The organism is Pseudacidovorax sp. (genome assembly GCF_017991995.1).
In the GTDB taxonomy this organism is placed as follows: domain Bacteria; phylum Pseudomonadota; class Gammaproteobacteria; order Burkholderiales; family Burkholderiaceae_C; genus Xenophilus.
Genome location: NZ_JAGOPN010000025.1, coordinates 1 through 14,181 on the forward strand (window position 1 = coordinate 1; position 14,181 = coordinate 14,181).

A 14,181-nucleotide genomic window follows, 5' to 3' on the forward strand; every position below is an offset into this window, starting at 1 on the left:
GGTGGGGCTTTTGAGGTCGCGCTCCAGCGTGCTCATGTAGGTGCGGCTGGACACGTCGGAGAACGCCTCCTGGCTCAATCCACGCGCTTTCCTGATGGTCTTTAGTGCCTCCGACAATGTATGTTTCGCTGCCAACCCTGGATCTCCCCAAAATCCAAGATGACAGCCGATTGCGCCCTATAGGACTACAATCTATAGTGTTCAACCATGCCCGCCTGCCGCTTTCGTGCTTTTACGGAAATCCGTATCTGCGGCTTCTCACAGAAGCGCAAAGCCGCGTCCGTGCCTTTCCACAAACCCGCCAATGCGGTTTTGCGCTTTCACGCTTCGGCGGTTTTGTGCGAATGAGGGGACGCTCATGAACCAGCTCATCACCGAGGACGAGCGCAGGCTGTTGCTGGAACACGGCCAGGCCCGCGCCGCTGGCCGGGTCATCGACCCGCTGCCCGTGGTGCGGCTGTTCACGCCGGATGCACACGCCACCTGGCTGCTGGTGTCGCTCGACCCCGCCGACGGCGATACGGCCCATGGCCTGATCGACTTGGGGATCGGCATGCCCGAGCTGGGCAAAATCAAGCTGTCCGATCTCGCATCCATCGTCGGGCCGAGCAAACAGCCCGTGATGCGGGACCGGTATTTCCGGGCGGTGCGCCCGTTGTCGGAGTACCTACGGCTGGCCCAGGAGAACGGCTCCATCCTCGATTGAGCCGTTCGCGCCCAGGCCAAGCCGGGCGCATTGAGACTCTTTCGGTCTTGCCCCGGACCCGTCCGGCCTTAGTCCGCACTATTGCAACAAATCGGTGCCATCGTGACGCAAACGGTCATGATGCCGGCCGTGGCATCGGGCACGGTGGATATCGCAGGAGGCGCGTATGTCCTCGCGTGCCACCGTCGCATTCAGACGATCCATGCAACCCATCCGATGCATTTCGTCTTGACACGCAAGTTACTAATCTACCAGCTTATTCACGATTGGATGCTGGTTCGACGCGGTGAAGTTTGCATGTGAAATCTGTGACGGCAGTCCTGCGGTTATATGGGAGCTTGCGTCATGGCCGAGCTGCGCCACTTCGCGCCCTGGTATCCGACTGCCGCCTACCTCTACGTCCTGTGCCTGGACACGCTCGCACTGGCCTGGGAGTACCTGCGCCGCCATCCCGACTACCGGATCGACTGGCTGCGCCGTGCGCGCCGCCCCGACGCTGCGCATCATTGGGGCTTGCGTTTGTTGGAAGACCCGACCCTGGATGCGCGTGACGCGCATCCTGCCTGGCTCCCCGGCCATGAGGCCGTGGTGCAGCTTCACCCGGATGCCGACCCGCCTCCGGAGGCCACCGCCTTCGCGTTCTGGCGCATCCCCGGCCACAAGCAGCTGCTGCACGACGGCAAGGGTCTGGCGCTGATCGCGCGCAGCCCCGGCCTTTGCCAGCGCTATGCGCTGGCGCCTGGCCTCGAGGACGGCATGGCGGTGGCTTACGCCCACCGCGATCGCAGCACCACGCACGCACCCGACACACCTACGCCCATGGCGCGGCCCCGGCCACCGCCTGCGGCGCTGCTGGAGCTGCACACCCTGCAGGCGCTCGACGCCACCCTGGCGGGCGCGTCCTTGCGCGACGTGGCCGAGGGCTTGTTCGGTGCGGACGCCGCGGCCGGCTGGTACAGCGACGGCGGCCTGCGCTCCAAGGTGCGCCGCCTGGTGCGGCGCGGCGATGCGCTGATGCGCGGCGGCTATCGCCGCCTAGCACAGCTCCCGCCGCTTGAGAAGGGTCGTTTTGAAGAGGACGCAAAACGACCCTGAGCAGGATCGCTTCGTTTTCTGAGACTGCCTCCATCCGGTTGCGCTGTGTGGCCGGAGCCCTGCAACCGATGGAGGTTCTCACCATGCGTCCTGCTCCCTTGCGGCCTACCGCCGCACCCGCAGCTACCCCGGCCACTGCTGCACAGCCGCAACGTTATCTCACCAACGACGAGGCTGCCGAGTACCTGCGGCTGTCGCCGCGCACGCTGGAAAAGCAGCGCGTGCTGGGTGGCGGCCCCAAGTTCCGCAAGTTCGGCCGCCGCGTCATGTACGCAGTGGCCGACCTCGATGCCTGGGCCGCCGAGCGCAGCTTCGAGAGCACGTCCGATCCCGAATACGCCGAGCAGCACTCGGCGGACAGCCGTGCGCGCTGATCACTGGCGCGCGGGTGGCCTTCGCCATGTCCAGCCCTGCGCTGCCCATGCGGCAGCGACCGATGCAGGAGCGCGAACAGCTCGACCTGTTCCGCGCCTTGCCGGGCGACATGGCGCCGCGCGACAGCCAGGACTTGATGGCCTTTCCGTTCTTCTCGCTGACGAAGTCGCGGCGCGTCGCGCCGATCGACTTTCGCGCCAGCGGCATCACGATCCGCGTAGAGGGCACGCAGGAGCACGGCATCGCCACGATCTGGGATGCCGACGTGCTGATCTGGGCGGCCAGCCAGATCGTGGAAGCGCGCGACGCGGGCTTGCGCCCGTCGCGGCTAATGCAGGCCACGCCCTACGAGATCCTGCGCTTCATCGGGCGCGGCACGTCGCTGCGCGACTACCAGCGCCTCAAGGCAGCCCTAGATCGCTTGCAATCCACCACGGTGGCCACGTCGATCCGCGAGACGACTGGGCGGCGCCTGCACCGCTTCTCGTGGATCAACGAGTGGAAGGAGCTGGCCGATGCCAAAGGCACGCCCTTGGGGCTGGAGCTGATCCTGCCGGACTGGTTCTATGCGGGCGTGCTCGATGCCGCTCTGGTGCTGACCATCGACCCGGCGTACTTCCGCCTCACGGGCGGGATCGAGCGCTGGCTGTACCGCCTGGTGCGCAAGCACGGCGGCCACCAGCCTGGCGGCTGGCAGTTCGACTTCCGGCACCTGCACCGCAAGTCGGGCAGCACGGCCAAGCCCTACGACTTTGCCTGCGACCTGCGCGCGCTGGTAGCGCGGCAGTCGCTGCCGGGCTACGTCTTGGGGATCGAGCGGCTGGATGGCGCCGAGCTGCTGACCTTCCGTCCCATGCGTCCCGTGCCGCCCACGGCACGGGGATAAACGGTGCGCGTCCTGTGGACGGGCTCGTGCTATCAGGCGTGCCCGGTATCGTGCTATCAGGCGTGGGACTATCGTGCTATCAGGCGTGTCCATCGGCCGCAAAGCCAATGCTGGCGCGGGTTTCGGCTTCCCTTAACTTCCCTAACTTAAATTCTCTAACTGGTAGTAGCAGCGCCGCGTTTCGGTGGACAACCACCCAACCGGCGAACGAGAGCCACGAAAACCAGCAGCGACAGCCAGGTTCTCCAGCAGGGAGGTCCAGGCCATGATCGTCGCGCTGCTCAACCAAAAAGGCGGTGTGGGCAAGACCACGCTCGCCACCCACATCGCCGGCGAGCTGGCGATGCGCGGGCAGTCGGTAATCCTGCTGGATGCCGATCCGCAGGGCTCCGCGCTGGACTGGACACAGCGCCGCAGCCAGCAAGGCTTGCCAAGGCTGTTCAGCGCTGTGGGCCTTGCACGCGAAACCCTGCACCAGGAAGCGCCAGAACTCGCCAGGCGGGCCGATCACGTCGTCATCGACGGGCCACCACGCATCGCGGCGCTGGCGCGCTCCGCGCTGCTGGCGGCCGAGCGCGTGCTGATTCCCGTGCAGCCCAGTCCCTACGACCTGTGGGCCAGTGCCGAGATGGTGGCGCTGATCCGCGAGGCGCAGGTGTTCCGGCCGCTGCTCGGCGCGGCCTTTGTCATCAACCGGCGCGTCAGCACCACCGTGATCGGACGGGAGGCACGCGGCGCGCTGGCCGAGCAGCCGCTTCCTGCGCTGCGCGCGGAAGTGCATCAGCGCATCGTGTTCGCCGACAGCGTGGCCGCTGGCCGGCTCGCACGCGAAACGGCGCCTGGCAGCGTCGCCGCCCGCGAAATCACCGCGTTGGTCGATGAACTGCTGCGGTGGCCGTCATGAGCAGTACCGCCAGCAAACGCTCGGGCAAGCGCATCGGCATCGGTGCGCGTCCGCCCGCGAATCCGCACGCCGAGGCGTGGATTCGCCAGGGCAGCGCCGATGACCTCCAGAAAGGCGACCTCTACACGGCCCGCCTGACCCTCGACATTGCGCCCGCCATGCGGGCGCGCATCAAGGTATCGGCCTTCACGCAAGGCGTGACGGTGGCCGATCTGTTGCGCGCGCTGCTGGAGCGGGAATTTCCGGAGAAGTCTCCATGACCACACCAGTTTCGACAGCATTGCCGCCTTCATCTGCCCCGCCGATCGGCCAAGCCGACGGCGTGCCGCTGACGCGCGTTGCACTCGCCTACATCGACCAACGCTTCGACCTCTATCTGCGCTTCGGCGATCCTGCGCGCATCATCCGGTTCGACCGCTGGCGTCGCTGCGCGGTGTTCACGCCGAACGCGGTTCTCTGCCGCATTCGCTGGCAGGCCAATGACTACGGCACGATCCGCTGGCAGCTCATGGTGATGCAAGCGTGCATGCCGATGGATGGCGCGCAGCGCATCCCCGGTGTGCAGCCGGGCGCGCGCTTGTTGCTGCACATCGAAGGTGAACAGTCGGTGCGCGCCGTGCTGGAGCGCATCGACGGCATCGAGACGCTGGGCATCGCGCCTGCAGGCGCCTCGCCCGCGTACTGGCGCACGCTGGGCAACCGGCTCGCGGCGCGCTTGCCGCTGCCCGAGTACACCGCCGAGCGGCACGCCGCCTGGCTGGCCGGGAGGGCGCTGTCATGACGGTCACAACAGCATCCCTTTCTCGCTCGCCAGCGCACTCACGTTTGCGCGCTCGCCTCGTGCTGGCGGGCCTGTCCGCCTTCGGCCTCGCTGCGCTCGCCTGGGCGTCCTTCAAGCACCCGCTGCCGCGCCTGACTTACAACCCGTCGGACAGCGTAGCGGTCGGCTGGTATCGCGTCGATCCACTCGACCGTCGCACCAGCTCGCCGCTACGTCCGCTGCAACCTCCATTGCACGTGGGCAGCATCGTGCTGGTGCCGCTGCCCGCCGAAGCTGCCGCGCTCGCTGCGCAGCGCGGCTACCTGCCGACGCGCATCCCGCTGCTCAAGCGTGTGGGCGCGATGGCGCCACAAGAGGTGTGCATCACTAGGGGCTTTGTCCGCATCGACGGCGTGCCTTCGGCCGCCGTGCTGCCAGCTGATCGCTGGGGCCGGCCGCTGCTATCCTGGCCGCAGTGCCGCCGCCTTGAGTCCGGCGAGCTGTTCCTGCTCAGCGTCACCAATCCGGCGTCGTTCGACAGCCGGTATTTCGGGCCGGTCAGCGCATCCGCCGTGATCGGCGTTGCGCGCCCGGTCTGGCTGGAGTCGCGCCCATGATGGCCGCCGATTCGCTGCACGTCGCCGTGCATCTCATCGTGCCATCGGGCGTGTCGTTCTGCTGTTTGTCGCCGTGTCGTCGCGCGTGCAGTGCAGTGCAGGTGCCGATTTTGCGTATCCGGCACCGCACTTCGCGCTGCTTCCGGCGCAGCCGTCCCACGTGCAGGCGTCTTGCCTCAAACACGGCTGGCCTGCGGCCACCGCCGTGTTCGCCGGGGCGCTGGCTGCGGGTGCAGCAGCGCCGCCGGGCCGCACGTGCCGGAAGCGAGAGCCTGGGGTGCAAGGGGCGGCAAATGCGGAAGGCAAGACAAAAGGACGCGGCACCGGGCCGCGTCGAAAGCCTGTCTGCACGTGGGGGCGGCGCGGCACGCAGCGGCTTCGCCGCCGTGCTGCTTGTGGCGCGTGGCCCGCGTCGATATGGGCTTGTCCGCGTGCTTCGCACGACGGACTACGCCCCAGCTTTCAGGGAGAGAAGTCATGATCAACCGCCGCGACGACGATTTCCGCATCCGCCCCAGCGCTCCAAAAAACCGCGGCCAGGGCTTCGTTTCCAAGGTGCTCCAGCAGGCCGGCAAGGCCAGTGGCGGCAAGTCCTCGGTGCGCCGTCCGGCATCGGCCATCGGCGGCAAGGCCACCGGCCAGCGGCCCGGCTCACGCCTGGGGCGCGGCCATACGGCGGCGCGGTTTGCGGGCGCGAAGCTCACGCCCATGTCGCGGCGTGTGACTATCAAAACCTTGCTGGTCAACCAGCAGCGGGCCAGCCCGCAATCGCTCGCCAAGCACCTGCGCTACATCGAGCGCGATGGTGTGGGCCGTGATGGCGAGCCAGGCCGGGCCTATGGGCCGCAGACCGACGAAGCCGATCTGGATGCTTTCAAGGAACGCTGCGCCGACGACCGGCACCATTTCCGCTTCATCGTCTCGCCCGAGGACGGGGCCGAACTGGACGACCTGCGCACCTACACGCGGCATCTGATGAACCGCATGGAAGCTGACTTGGGCACGCGGCTGGATTGGGTGGCGGTGGATCACTGGAACACCGACAACCCCCACACGCATTTGATCGTGCGCGGGCGCGACGACACCGGCAAAGACCTCATCATCGCCGGCGACTACATCGCTGATGGATTCCGCCATCGTGCCGCTGAACTGGCGACCGAATGGCTGGGGCCGCGCACCGAACTGGAGATCCAGCAGACCTTGCAACGCGAGGTGGAGCAGGAGCGGTGGACGAGCCTGGATCGCACGCTGCAACGCGAGGCCGGCGAAGACGGCCGGGTGCAGATCGAACGCTTCAACGAACCGAAGCTGCAACGCCAACGCCTGCTGCTGATCGGCCGCCTGCAACGCTTGCAGCGCCTGGGACTGGCCGACGAGGCGCAGCCGGGCACCTGGGCCGTCCATGCCGATGCCGAGAAGACCTTGCGCGCCCTGGGCGAGCGTGGCGACATCATCCGCACCATGCAGCGTGCCATGCGCGGCGAGCCGCGCGAACTGGCGGTGTTCGAGCCGGGCGACGATAGCCGAACCATTCTCGGCCGCGTGGCCGCGAAGGGGCTGGCCGACGAGCTGCGCGACCGCGGCTATCTGGTCATCGACGGGGTGGACGGCAAGGCCCACTACGTCGCGCTCAACACCCGCGACGAGCTGGCGAACTATCCCACCGGCGCCGTGGTGGAGGTGAAGGGATCGGCCGACGTGCGCGCGGCTGACAAGAACATCGCCGTGCTGGCGAGCGATGGCCTGTACCGCACCGACCACCACCTTGCTATCGCGCAGGGCCAGGCCGTACCGGGCCGCGATCCGCAGGAAGTCGTCGCGGCCCACGTCCGGCGCTTGGAAGCCCTGCGCCGGGCAGGCATCGTGGAGCGCGTGGCCGAAGGGCTATGGAAGGTGCCGGGCGACCTGCCCGATCAGGGCCGTCGCTACGACGCGCAGCGCCTGGGCGGCGTGGCCGTGGAGCTGAAATCGCACCTGCCCATCGAGCGGCAGGCCCGCGTGATCGGGGCCACCTGGCTTGACCAGCAGTTGATCGGCGGTGGCTCTGGCCTGGGCGACCTGGGCTTTGGCGGCGAGGCCAAGCAGGCAATGCAACAGCGCACCGACTTCCTGGCCGAACAGGGGCTGGCCGAGCGGCGCGGCCAACGCGTCATCCTGGCGCGCAATCTGCTGGCAATGCTGCGCAGCCGGGATGTAGCGCATGCCGCGAAGGACTTGGCCGCCGAAACTGGCCTGGAGCACCGGCCCGTGGCCGATGGCCAGCGCGTGGCGGGTATCTACCGCCGCAGCGTCATGCTGGCCAGCGGGCGCTACGCCATGCTCGATGATGGCATGGGGTTCAGCCTGGTGCCATGGAGGCCTGTCATCGAACAACGACTCGGTATGCCGATTTCTGCGCAGGTACATGACGGCCGCGTATCCTGGCAAATCCGACGGCAACAGGGCTTATCTGTTATCTGAAGCCAGCAGCATATCGAGCACCCACTGCAAGGATGCGTCTACAAGCGTTCTCGATGTTGACGACCGGAATGCGCCCGATGCCCATGCCGCGCAGCGCCACCTGTCCGGGGATCAGCACCTGGTCGGCCATGACACCAGCAGCGGCGTTGCCCATGTCGGCGGCCTGCAGCTGGGACGGGGTGATGCCTGCATCGGCAATGGCTTCGCCAATCGCCTCGGCGGCGAGCGATTTGAGACCGCAGTCAATGTGCTTGCCGAAACGGGTCATGCCCGTGCCAGCGACGAAGACGGGCTGCATGGAAAGCGTCTAAGACTGGGCGGATGAGGAATTTGCACGCCTGCGCCAGAGGCTGGTGATCCAGCCGCTCAAGCCATTAGGGGCCAGGAAGACCACCGCGAGCAGTGCGAAGCCGAAGATCATCCACGGCGCGGATTGCGACACGCTCTCGGCCAGGTTGGGCGTGAGCACGATGAAGGCAGCCCCCAGGAAGGCGCCCCACAGGCTGCGCACCCCGCCCACGAAGCTGCCCACCAGCAGGGACACCGAGAGCAGGAAGGGAAAGTTCTCGGGCGCGACGAACTGGCCCGCCACCACGCTCAGGGCACCGGCCAGGCCGGTGAACGCCGCGCTGAGGCCGAACATCTGCGTGCGCAGGGCGGTGATGTCGAGTCCGCCCGCCGCCGCCGCGAGCGGCTGGTCGCGCGAGGCGTCCACCAGGCGGCCGAACTGCGAGCCGAGAATCCGCCGCGCCAGCAGGAAGGCGCAGAGCGCGCAGGCCGCAACGCAGGCCATGATGGCCCAGTCCGCCCGGTCGGCCAGCACCCCTGGGAACACAGGTTTTTCCAGGACGATCCCCGCCACGCCACCGGTCAGCCACTCGATCTTTTTCCACTTGAGCGCCTGCGGTGTCACCACCGCCACCGCGAAGGTGGACAGCGCCAGATAAAGCATGGGCAGCCGCAGCGCCGGGAAGCCGAAGAGGAAACCCGCCACGAAGCACAACAGCGCCGCCACCGGCACGCCCACGTAGAACGGCCAGCCCAGGTGATGCGAGAGCACCGCCGCGGTATAGGCACCGATGGCGAAGAAGGCGCTGTGGCCGAGCGAGATCTGGCCCGTGTAGCCGGTGAGCAGGTTCAGGCCCATGATGGCGATGCCATAGATCAGCACCTGCGTCATCACGTACAACGGATAACTTTGCCAACTAAAGGACCAGGCCAGCAGCGCGAGCCCGACCACCGAGGCCGTCCAGCGCAACCAGGTGGGCGATGCCACCGGGCGGATGTTGAGTGGGGCGCTCATGGTACTCATGCTCACACCCTCACCTGGGCCGTCTTGCCGAAGATACCGGCGGGCCGCAAGACCAGCATCGCGATGATCAACAGCATGATGCAGGTCAGTTTCAGGTCGTTGCCGACCACGTAGGCGCCCAGCAGGTTCTCCAGTACCCCGACGGCGAAGCCCCCGGCCACGGCGCCCACAGGGCTGGCGATGCCGCCCAGCAGCGCGCCCGCCAGTGCGTAGATCAGCGGCCCCATCATCATCGACGGCTCCAGGAACACGATGGGCGCGGCCATCAGCCCCGCCACGGCACCGGCCACCGCTGCAAGACCCCAGCCCACGGCCAGCACCTTGTTGGTGCTGATGCCCGACAGTTCCGCCGACGGCGCGTTCACCGCCACCGCACGCATCGCCAGGCCGAACCGGGTGAAGCGGAAGAACGCGAATACCGCCGCCAGTTCGGCCAGGGTGACGAGCAGAACGCCGACCTCGTGGGCCGACAGATAGGGTTCGGCACGGCTGAGGACTCCACCGAACGGCGTGGCGAACTCCAGCATCTCATGCCCGAACAGCCAGCCGACCAGGCTGTTCAAGATGATGAGCAGCGCGATGCTGGCCGCCACGACCGAGAGCACCGGCTTGTGCCGCAGGGGCTGGAAGATGACCCGCTCCAGCGCCAGCCCGAGCAGGAAGGAACCCACGACCACAACGGCGAAGGCCACCCACCATGATGCGCCCGCCTGAACCAACGCCCAGCTCATATAGGTGGAGAACATCGCCAGTTCGCCCTGCGCGAAGTTGACGGACGAAGTGCAGCGATAGATGAGCACGAGCGCGATGGCGAGGCTGGCATAGATGCCGCCCGCCGCCAGGCCCGAAGCTATCTGGTGAAGGAATGCTTGCATGGTGATGAACCTCTTTTTGATCAGTGGCCGAGGTAGCTGCGGCGCACGGCGTCGTCTTCGCGCAGCTCGGCTGCGGTGCCCTGGGCAGTGACGCGCCCGCTTTCGAGCACATAGGCCCGGTTGACTAGGTTCAGCGCGACCTGGGCGTTCTGCTCCACGATGAGCGCCGTGAGGTGCTCGGTTTCGCGCAACTGGTGCAGGAGTTCGTAGATCTCCTGCGTCACGCGCGGCGCGATGCCGAACGAAGGCTCGTCCAGCAGCAGCATCTTGGGGCGCATCATCAGCGCGCGCGCGATGGCCAGCATCTGCTGCTCGCCGCCGCTGAGCGTGCCCGCCGCTTGCTTCGCGCGGCTGGACAGCTTGGGAAACAGCGTCTGCATCCGGGCGATGTCCTGCTCGATGCCGTCCTTGTCGCGGCGGTGGATGGCGCCCACGCGCAGGTTCTCCAGCACCGTCAGGTCGCCAAAGGTGCCGCGCCCTTCGGGCACGTGGGCGATGCCCAGCGAGGCGATGGCGGGCGCGGCCATGTCGATGATGTCCTGGCCCTCGAAGCGCAGCGTGCCCTTGGCAGTCACCTGCTGGTGGCTGATGGCGCGCAGGATGGAGGTCTTGCCCGCGCCGTTGGCGCCGAGCAGCGCCACCATCTCGCCGGCCTGCACGTGCAGGTCGATGCCATGCACCACCGCCGTTCGGCCGTAGGCCACCGCGAGGTTGCGGATTTCAAGCCGTTGGGTCACAGCACACCTCCCAGATAGGCATCGAGCACGGCGTCGTTGTTGGCCACTTCCTCGGGCGAGCCCTGGGCGAGCTTGCGGCCAAAGCTCAGTACCGCGAGGTCGGAGCAGGTCTTCATCACGAAGCGCATGTTGTGCTCCACGACCACCATGGTCAGCTTCAATTCCTCGTGCAGGCGCAGCAGCACGTCGCGCAGTTCATCGACCTCGCCAGCGGTGAGGCCAGCGGCGGGCTCGTCGAGCAGCAGCAGCTTGGGCCGCGTCACCAGCGCCCGCGCGATTTCCACGCGGTGCTGGATGCCCACTGGCAGTTCCGCCACGCCCCGGTCGGCATAGTCAGACAGCCGCAGCGTGGCCAGGGCCGCGTCAGCCGAGTGCGCGATTTCTTCCTCGGCGGCACGGACGGCGCGCGAGCGCAGCGCGGCACCCAGCATCGACACCGGCAGCCGCGCGTGCGCACCCACCATCACGTTTTCGCGCACCGTGAGCGAGGGGTAGAGCGCCACGTTCTGGAAGGTGCGGCTCAGACCCAGCCGTGCCACGCCGTGGCGCGGCAGGCGCGTCAACTCGGCCTGGCCGAAGCGCACGCTGCCGTGGGTGGGCCGGTACAGGCCGCTGATGCAGTTGAAGCAGGTCGTCTTGCCAGCGCCGTTCGGCCCGATCAGGCCGAAGATGCAGCCCTCGGGCACGTCCATCGAGAAGGCGTCCAGCGCGACGACACCGCCGAAGCGGATCGTCAGGTCGCGTACGGAAAGAATGGGTTCCATCGCTGCGCTCGCCCCGTCAGGACGGCATCACCTTCCAGCTCGTGCCGTCGAACTGCTGGATGCGCATGTCCGGTATCGGGTGAGGGCGGGCGTCGCTGGTCTTGACACGCAGGCCCGGCAGCATCATGGGCAAATCCATGTCCAGGCGGCGCGACTGCCGCATGATGTTCTCGCGCGAGAGGTCGTTGCCGCACTGCTTGAGCAACTGCACTGTCACTTGCCCAAGGCAGGCACCGAGCACGGTGAGGTATTCCTTGGCCGCGCCTTTGTTGTATTTGTCCATGAAGGCATGCCAGGCCAGGACACCAGGGTCGTTCTTCCAGGTCGGATCGCTCGGATCCTTGAGGAACGCGGCGCTCATGATGCCCTTGACCTTGTCCAGCCCCACCGGAGTCAGCACCGCGGGCACCGAAGATGCGCTCGGGTTGATGTAGATGGCCGGGCGCCAGCCGATGTCGTGGGTCTTGCGCAGCGACTGGAGGGTGGCTTTGGGCGAACCCCACGCCACCAGCACGTCCGCGCCCGAGGCATGCATGGAGACGATCTGCGAGTCCACCGTCGGATCCGACACCTCATGCGACTCTTCGCTGATGAGCTTCTTCCCGGCGGCAGCCAGAACCTCCTTCACGCCACGCAGCACATCCTTGCCGGCGTCGTCGTTCTGGTAGAACATGGCGATCTTCGCGTTGGGCCGCGTCTGCAGGATGTGCCTGGCCAGGATGCGCCCTTCGTCGGTGTACAGGGGCAGCCAGCCCATGCTCCAGGGGAACTTAGCCGCATCATCCAGCCACGTGGCGGAGCCGGACGAAACGAAGAGTTGCGGTACTTTGGCGTTGTTGAGATAGCTGCGCGACGCCAGCCCAGTGGACGAGCCTATCTGCGCCGCGAGAAAAGCCACCTGATCGCGCTCCACCAGGCGGCGCGATTGCTCCAGGGTTTTCGGCGGGCTGTAGCCATCGTCGGCCAGCACCAGCTTGAGCTGGCGCCCATTCACGCCGCCCTCGGCGTTGACCAGGTCAAACCATGCAGACATGGTCTTGCCGACGATGCCATAGCCTGCGGCCGGGCCGCTGAGCGGTCCGGTCGAGCCGATCTTGATCTCGCGATCCGTCACGCCCGGGGTGCCCGCGCCCTGCGCGCGGACCAGGCCAGAAACGCCGGTCAGCATGGCGCCGGAAAGCATGGTGATGAATTGTCTTTTTTGCATGGTGTCTCCTGTGGTGGTGGTGAGATGAATGGATGGATGGGTGAACCCTGGCCTGCGGCATCAGGCCGCCTTCCCTTGCAAGCGCAGCACGGCTTCGCGGATCAGCGGCATGCGGTCGTTGCCGAAATACATGTCCGTCTTGTCCACGAAGATGGTCGGTGAGCCAAAGCCGCCGCGCGCGACCACCTCATCGGTGTTGGCCCTGAGCTGGTCTTTGATCGCCTGCTCGCCGATGCCTGCAAAGAATTGGGCGGGCTCGATGCCAACGCGCTGGCACACCTGCGCCAGCACCGCGTCCTGCGAGATGTCCTGGTCGTCGCCCCAATAGGCTTCAAATATGGCGCGGGCAAACGGCGCCATGTCGTTGCCGAGCCAGATGCAGCCGCGCATCGCCTTCACGCTGTTGACGGGAAACACCGTCGGCGGCATCTTGATCGCAAGCCCCGTCGAGCGGGCCCAATCCGCTAGGTCCTTTTTCAGGTAGCGGGCCTTCTGCGGCACCGGCGTCTCGCGCGAGGCATAGACGGTGGGATTGATGGTGTTGAAGATGCCGCCGACCAGGATCGGCCGCCATGTGATCTCAACGTCAAGCTCCTTGGCGAGCGGCTGGATGTTATGAAAGGCGAGATAAGTCCAGGGGCTGGAGCAGTCGAAGAAGAATTCGATCATGGTGTTTCCTGTGTTTTTGGGGCGTCACTGGATTCCGGAATCGCGCTACTCGCGCCCCGGAATGGCGCTCCGTTCCGCCAGCTCCCTGGCCTTGTGGCCGAACATGTTCTTTCTCGCTTCGTCGTCCAGCGGCTCTTGCTCGAATTTGCCGACCGCCAGCCCCGCTTGCACCTGGGGCCGGCCGCGCACGCTGGCGTACCAGCGCTTGAGGTGGGGAAAGTCGTCGAGCGTGAAGCCTTGGGCCTTGTGGGTCATGGTCCAGGGAAAGCAAGCGATGTCGGCGATGCCGTACTCGGTGCCAGCGACATAGGCGCCGGTCTTGCCGAGCTGGGTATCGAGCACGCGATACAGCCGTGCCGCTTCGTCGCGGTAACGCTCAATCGCGTAGGCGATCTTTTCCTGCGCATACAGCGCAAAGTGACCATGCTGGCCGAGCATGGGCCCCAGTCCGCTCACCTGCCACATCACCCATTGCATGGTTTGGGTGAAGCCGCGCAGATCCGTGGGCAGGAAGCGGTTGGTTTTCTGGGCCAGATAGACCAGGATGGCGCCGGTCTCGAACACCGAAAGCGGGCCGCCGCCGTCGAGCGGCGCATGGTCCACTATGGCCGGAATGCGGTTGTTCGGGCTGATCGCCAGAAATTCCGGCCTGAATTGCTCGCCAGCGCGGATGTTGACCGGAGTCACCGTATAGGGAAGTCCGAGTTCCTCCAGCAGGATGGAGATCTTCCAGCCGTTGGGTGTCGGTGCGTAATGCAGGTCAATCATGGCGAATGACGCTCCTGCCGAGCTGCGGATCGACATCACGCCATGA

The 14,181-nt window shown here is 66.6% G+C and carries 18 protein-coding genes; 9 read left to right on the plus strand and 9 right to left on the minus strand.

From position 1 onward, the window contains the following. Nucleotides 1-135 (minus strand): helix-turn-helix transcriptional regulator (locus KBC94_RS25945; protein ID WP_294377655.1); only part of this gene is annotated, 135 nt, incomplete at its 3' end. A 223-nt stretch (nucleotides 136-358) separates the two neighbouring features. Here KBC94_RS25945 and KBC94_RS25950 point away from each other — a divergent pair. The 9 genes from KBC94_RS25950 to KBC94_RS25990 all read left to right on the plus strand — a co-directional run bounded on the left by KBC94_RS25950 (nucleotide 359) and on the right by KBC94_RS25990 (nucleotide 7,803). Further along, complete coding sequence (locus tag KBC94_RS25950) at nucleotides 359-706, plus strand: DUF2958 domain-containing protein (RefSeq protein ID WP_017407756.1); 348 nt, start codon at nucleotides 359-361, stop codon at nucleotides 704-706. A gap of 345 nt (nucleotides 707-1,051) precedes the next feature. Beyond that, nucleotides 1,052-1,801 carry a DUF2285 domain-containing protein gene (locus tag KBC94_RS25955; protein ID WP_035884631.1) on the plus strand — a complete coding sequence of 250 codons (750 nt, stop codon included), beginning with the start codon at nucleotides 1,052-1,054 and terminating at the stop codon, nucleotides 1,799-1,801. An 83-nt stretch (nucleotides 1,802-1,884) separates the two neighbouring features. Next, nucleotides 1,885-2,175: a helix-turn-helix domain-containing protein gene (locus KBC94_RS25960; protein WP_026063033.1), complete on the plus strand. Its 291-nt coding sequence runs from the start codon at nucleotides 1,885-1,887 to the stop codon at nucleotides 2,173-2,175. Nucleotides 2,176-2,201: 26 nt separating this feature from the next. After that, nucleotides 2,202-3,062 carry a replication initiator protein A gene (locus KBC94_RS25965; protein ID WP_017407915.1) on the plus strand — a complete coding sequence of 287 codons (861 nt, stop codon included), beginning with the start codon at nucleotides 2,202-2,204 and terminating at the stop codon, nucleotides 3,060-3,062. A gap of 265 nt (nucleotides 3,063-3,327) precedes the next feature. After that, nucleotides 3,328-3,966 carry a ParA family partition ATPase gene (gene parA / locus KBC94_RS25970; protein WP_035884630.1) on the plus strand — a complete coding sequence of 213 codons (639 nt, stop codon included), beginning with the start codon at nucleotides 3,328-3,330 and terminating at the stop codon, nucleotides 3,964-3,966. Continuing rightward, on the plus strand, nucleotides 3,963-4,226 hold the full coding sequence (locus KBC94_RS25975; RefSeq protein WP_035884638.1) for a hypothetical protein: 264 nt from the start codon (nucleotides 3,963-3,965) through the stop codon (nucleotides 4,224-4,226). Before parA ends, KBC94_RS25975 begins: the two co-directional genes overlap by 4 nt. Then, nucleotides 4,223-4,747, plus strand: coding sequence for a DUF2840 domain-containing protein (locus KBC94_RS25980; protein WP_026063021.1), 525 nt, complete (start codon nucleotides 4,223-4,225; stop codon nucleotides 4,745-4,747). Before KBC94_RS25975 ends, KBC94_RS25980 begins: the two co-directional genes overlap by 4 nt. Further along, complete coding sequence (locus KBC94_RS25985; RefSeq protein WP_035884629.1) at nucleotides 4,744-5,343, plus strand: S26 family signal peptidase; 600 nt, start codon at nucleotides 4,744-4,746, stop codon at nucleotides 5,341-5,343. Before KBC94_RS25980 ends, KBC94_RS25985 begins: the two co-directional genes overlap by 4 nt. 477 nt (nucleotides 5,344-5,820) lie before the next feature. Further along, nucleotides 5,821-7,803, plus strand: a complete 1,983-nt coding sequence (locus KBC94_RS25990) for a relaxase/mobilization nuclease and DUF3363 domain-containing protein (RefSeq protein ID WP_035884628.1) — start codon at nucleotides 5,821-5,823, stop codon at nucleotides 7,801-7,803. On the opposite strand, the gene KBC94_RS25995 is transcribed toward KBC94_RS25990, so the two are convergent. The 8 genes from KBC94_RS25995 to KBC94_RS26030 are packed head-to-tail and all read right to left on the minus strand — an operon-like array spanning nucleotide 7,796 to nucleotide 14,135. Then, on the minus strand, nucleotides 7,796-8,101 hold the full coding sequence (locus KBC94_RS25995; RefSeq protein WP_017405997.1) for a hypothetical protein: 306 nt from the start codon (nucleotides 8,099-8,101) through the stop codon (nucleotides 7,796-7,798). The genes KBC94_RS25990 and KBC94_RS25995 overlap by 8 nt on opposite strands. 9 nt (nucleotides 8,102-8,110) lie before the next feature. Beyond that, nucleotides 8,111-9,106, minus strand: a complete 996-nt coding sequence (locus tag KBC94_RS26000) for a branched-chain amino acid ABC transporter permease (RefSeq protein ID WP_227472656.1) — start codon at nucleotides 9,104-9,106, stop codon at nucleotides 8,111-8,113. A gap of 11 nt (nucleotides 9,107-9,117) precedes the next feature. Further along, nucleotides 9,118-9,990 (minus strand): branched-chain amino acid ABC transporter permease, encoded by an 873-nt coding sequence (locus KBC94_RS26005; RefSeq protein WP_016452539.1) that lies wholly within the window; start codon nucleotides 9,988-9,990, stop codon nucleotides 9,118-9,120. Nucleotides 9,991-10,010: 20 nt separating this feature from the next. Continuing rightward, nucleotides 10,011-10,727 carry an ABC transporter ATP-binding protein gene (locus KBC94_RS26010; protein ID WP_026062538.1) on the minus strand — a complete coding sequence of 239 codons (717 nt, stop codon included), beginning with the start codon at nucleotides 10,725-10,727 and terminating at the stop codon, nucleotides 10,011-10,013. Next, nucleotides 10,724-11,491 (minus strand): ABC transporter ATP-binding protein, encoded by a 768-nt coding sequence (locus tag KBC94_RS26015; protein WP_017405994.1) that lies wholly within the window; start codon nucleotides 11,489-11,491, stop codon nucleotides 10,724-10,726. The genes KBC94_RS26010 and KBC94_RS26015 overlap by 4 nt, the downstream gene beginning before the upstream one ends. Nucleotides 11,492-11,507: 16 nt before the next feature. Beyond that, the gene (locus KBC94_RS26020) at nucleotides 11,508-12,698 is read right to left on the minus strand and encodes an ABC transporter substrate-binding protein (protein ID WP_017405993.1); all 1,191 of its coding nucleotides are present in this window, start codon (nucleotides 12,696-12,698) and stop codon (nucleotides 11,508-11,510) included. A gap of 60 nt (nucleotides 12,699-12,758) precedes the next feature. Further along, a complete protein-coding gene (locus KBC94_RS26025) occupies nucleotides 12,759-13,367 on the minus strand; it encodes a 2-hydroxychromene-2-carboxylate isomerase (protein WP_017405992.1) in 609 nt (202 codons plus the stop codon). Nucleotides 13,368-13,412: 45 nt separating this feature from the next. Next, nucleotides 13,413-14,135 (minus strand): glutathione binding-like protein, encoded by a 723-nt coding sequence (locus KBC94_RS26030; RefSeq protein ID WP_017405991.1) that lies wholly within the window; start codon nucleotides 14,133-14,135, stop codon nucleotides 13,413-13,415. Between the last annotated feature and the right edge of the window lie 46 nt (nucleotides 14,136-14,181).

Excerpts from the sequence above, each read along its gene's own strand:
- KBC94_RS25990 (WP_035884628.1), top strand. The coding sequence starts at position 5,821 with ATGATCAACCGCCGCGACGACGATTTCCGCATCCGCCCCAGCGCTCCA.
- KBC94_RS25965 (WP_017407915.1), top strand. The coding sequence starts at position 2,202 with ATGTCCAGCCCTGCGCTGCCCATGCGGCAGCGACCGATGCAGGAGCGC.
- KBC94_RS25955 (WP_035884631.1), top strand. The coding sequence starts at position 1,052 with ATGGCCGAGCTGCGCCACTTCGCGCCCTGGTATCCGACTGCCGCCTAC.
- KBC94_RS25985 (WP_035884629.1), top strand. The coding sequence starts at position 4,744 with ATGACGGTCACAACAGCATCCCTTTCTCGCTCGCCAGCGCACTCACGT.
- KBC94_RS25995 (WP_017405997.1), bottom strand. The coding sequence starts at position 8,101 with ATGCAGCCCGTCTTCGTCGCTGGCACGGGCATGACCCGTTTCGGCAAG.
- KBC94_RS26020 (WP_017405993.1), bottom strand. The coding sequence starts at position 12,698 with ATGCAAAAAAGACAATTCATCACCATGCTTTCCGGCGCCATGCTGACC.
- KBC94_RS26000 (WP_227472656.1), bottom strand. The coding sequence starts at position 9,106 with ATGAGCGCCCCACTCAACATCCGCCCGGTGGCATCGCCCACCTGGTTG.
- KBC94_RS26030 (WP_017405991.1), bottom strand. The coding sequence starts at position 14,135 with ATGATTGACCTGCATTACGCACCGACACCCAACGGCTGGAAGATCTCC.
- KBC94_RS26025 (WP_017405992.1), bottom strand. The coding sequence starts at position 13,367 with ATGATCGAATTCTTCTTCGACTGCTCCAGCCCCTGGACTTATCTCGCC.
- parA (WP_035884630.1), top strand. The coding sequence starts at position 3,328 with ATGATCGTCGCGCTGCTCAACCAAAAAGGCGGTGTGGGCAAGACCACG.
- KBC94_RS25950 (WP_017407756.1), top strand. The coding sequence starts at position 359 with ATGAACCAGCTCATCACCGAGGACGAGCGCAGGCTGTTGCTGGAACAC.
- KBC94_RS26005 (WP_016452539.1), bottom strand. The coding sequence starts at position 9,990 with ATGCAAGCATTCCTTCACCAGATAGCTTCGGGCCTGGCGGCGGGCGGC.
- KBC94_RS25960 (WP_026063033.1), top strand. The coding sequence starts at position 1,885 with ATGCGTCCTGCTCCCTTGCGGCCTACCGCCGCACCCGCAGCTACCCCG.
- KBC94_RS25980 (WP_026063021.1), top strand. The coding sequence starts at position 4,223 with ATGACCACACCAGTTTCGACAGCATTGCCGCCTTCATCTGCCCCGCCG.
- KBC94_RS26015 (WP_017405994.1), bottom strand. The coding sequence starts at position 11,491 with ATGGAACCCATTCTTTCCGTACGCGACCTGACGATCCGCTTCGGCGGT.
- KBC94_RS25975 (WP_035884638.1), top strand. The coding sequence starts at position 3,963 with ATGAGCAGTACCGCCAGCAAACGCTCGGGCAAGCGCATCGGCATCGGT.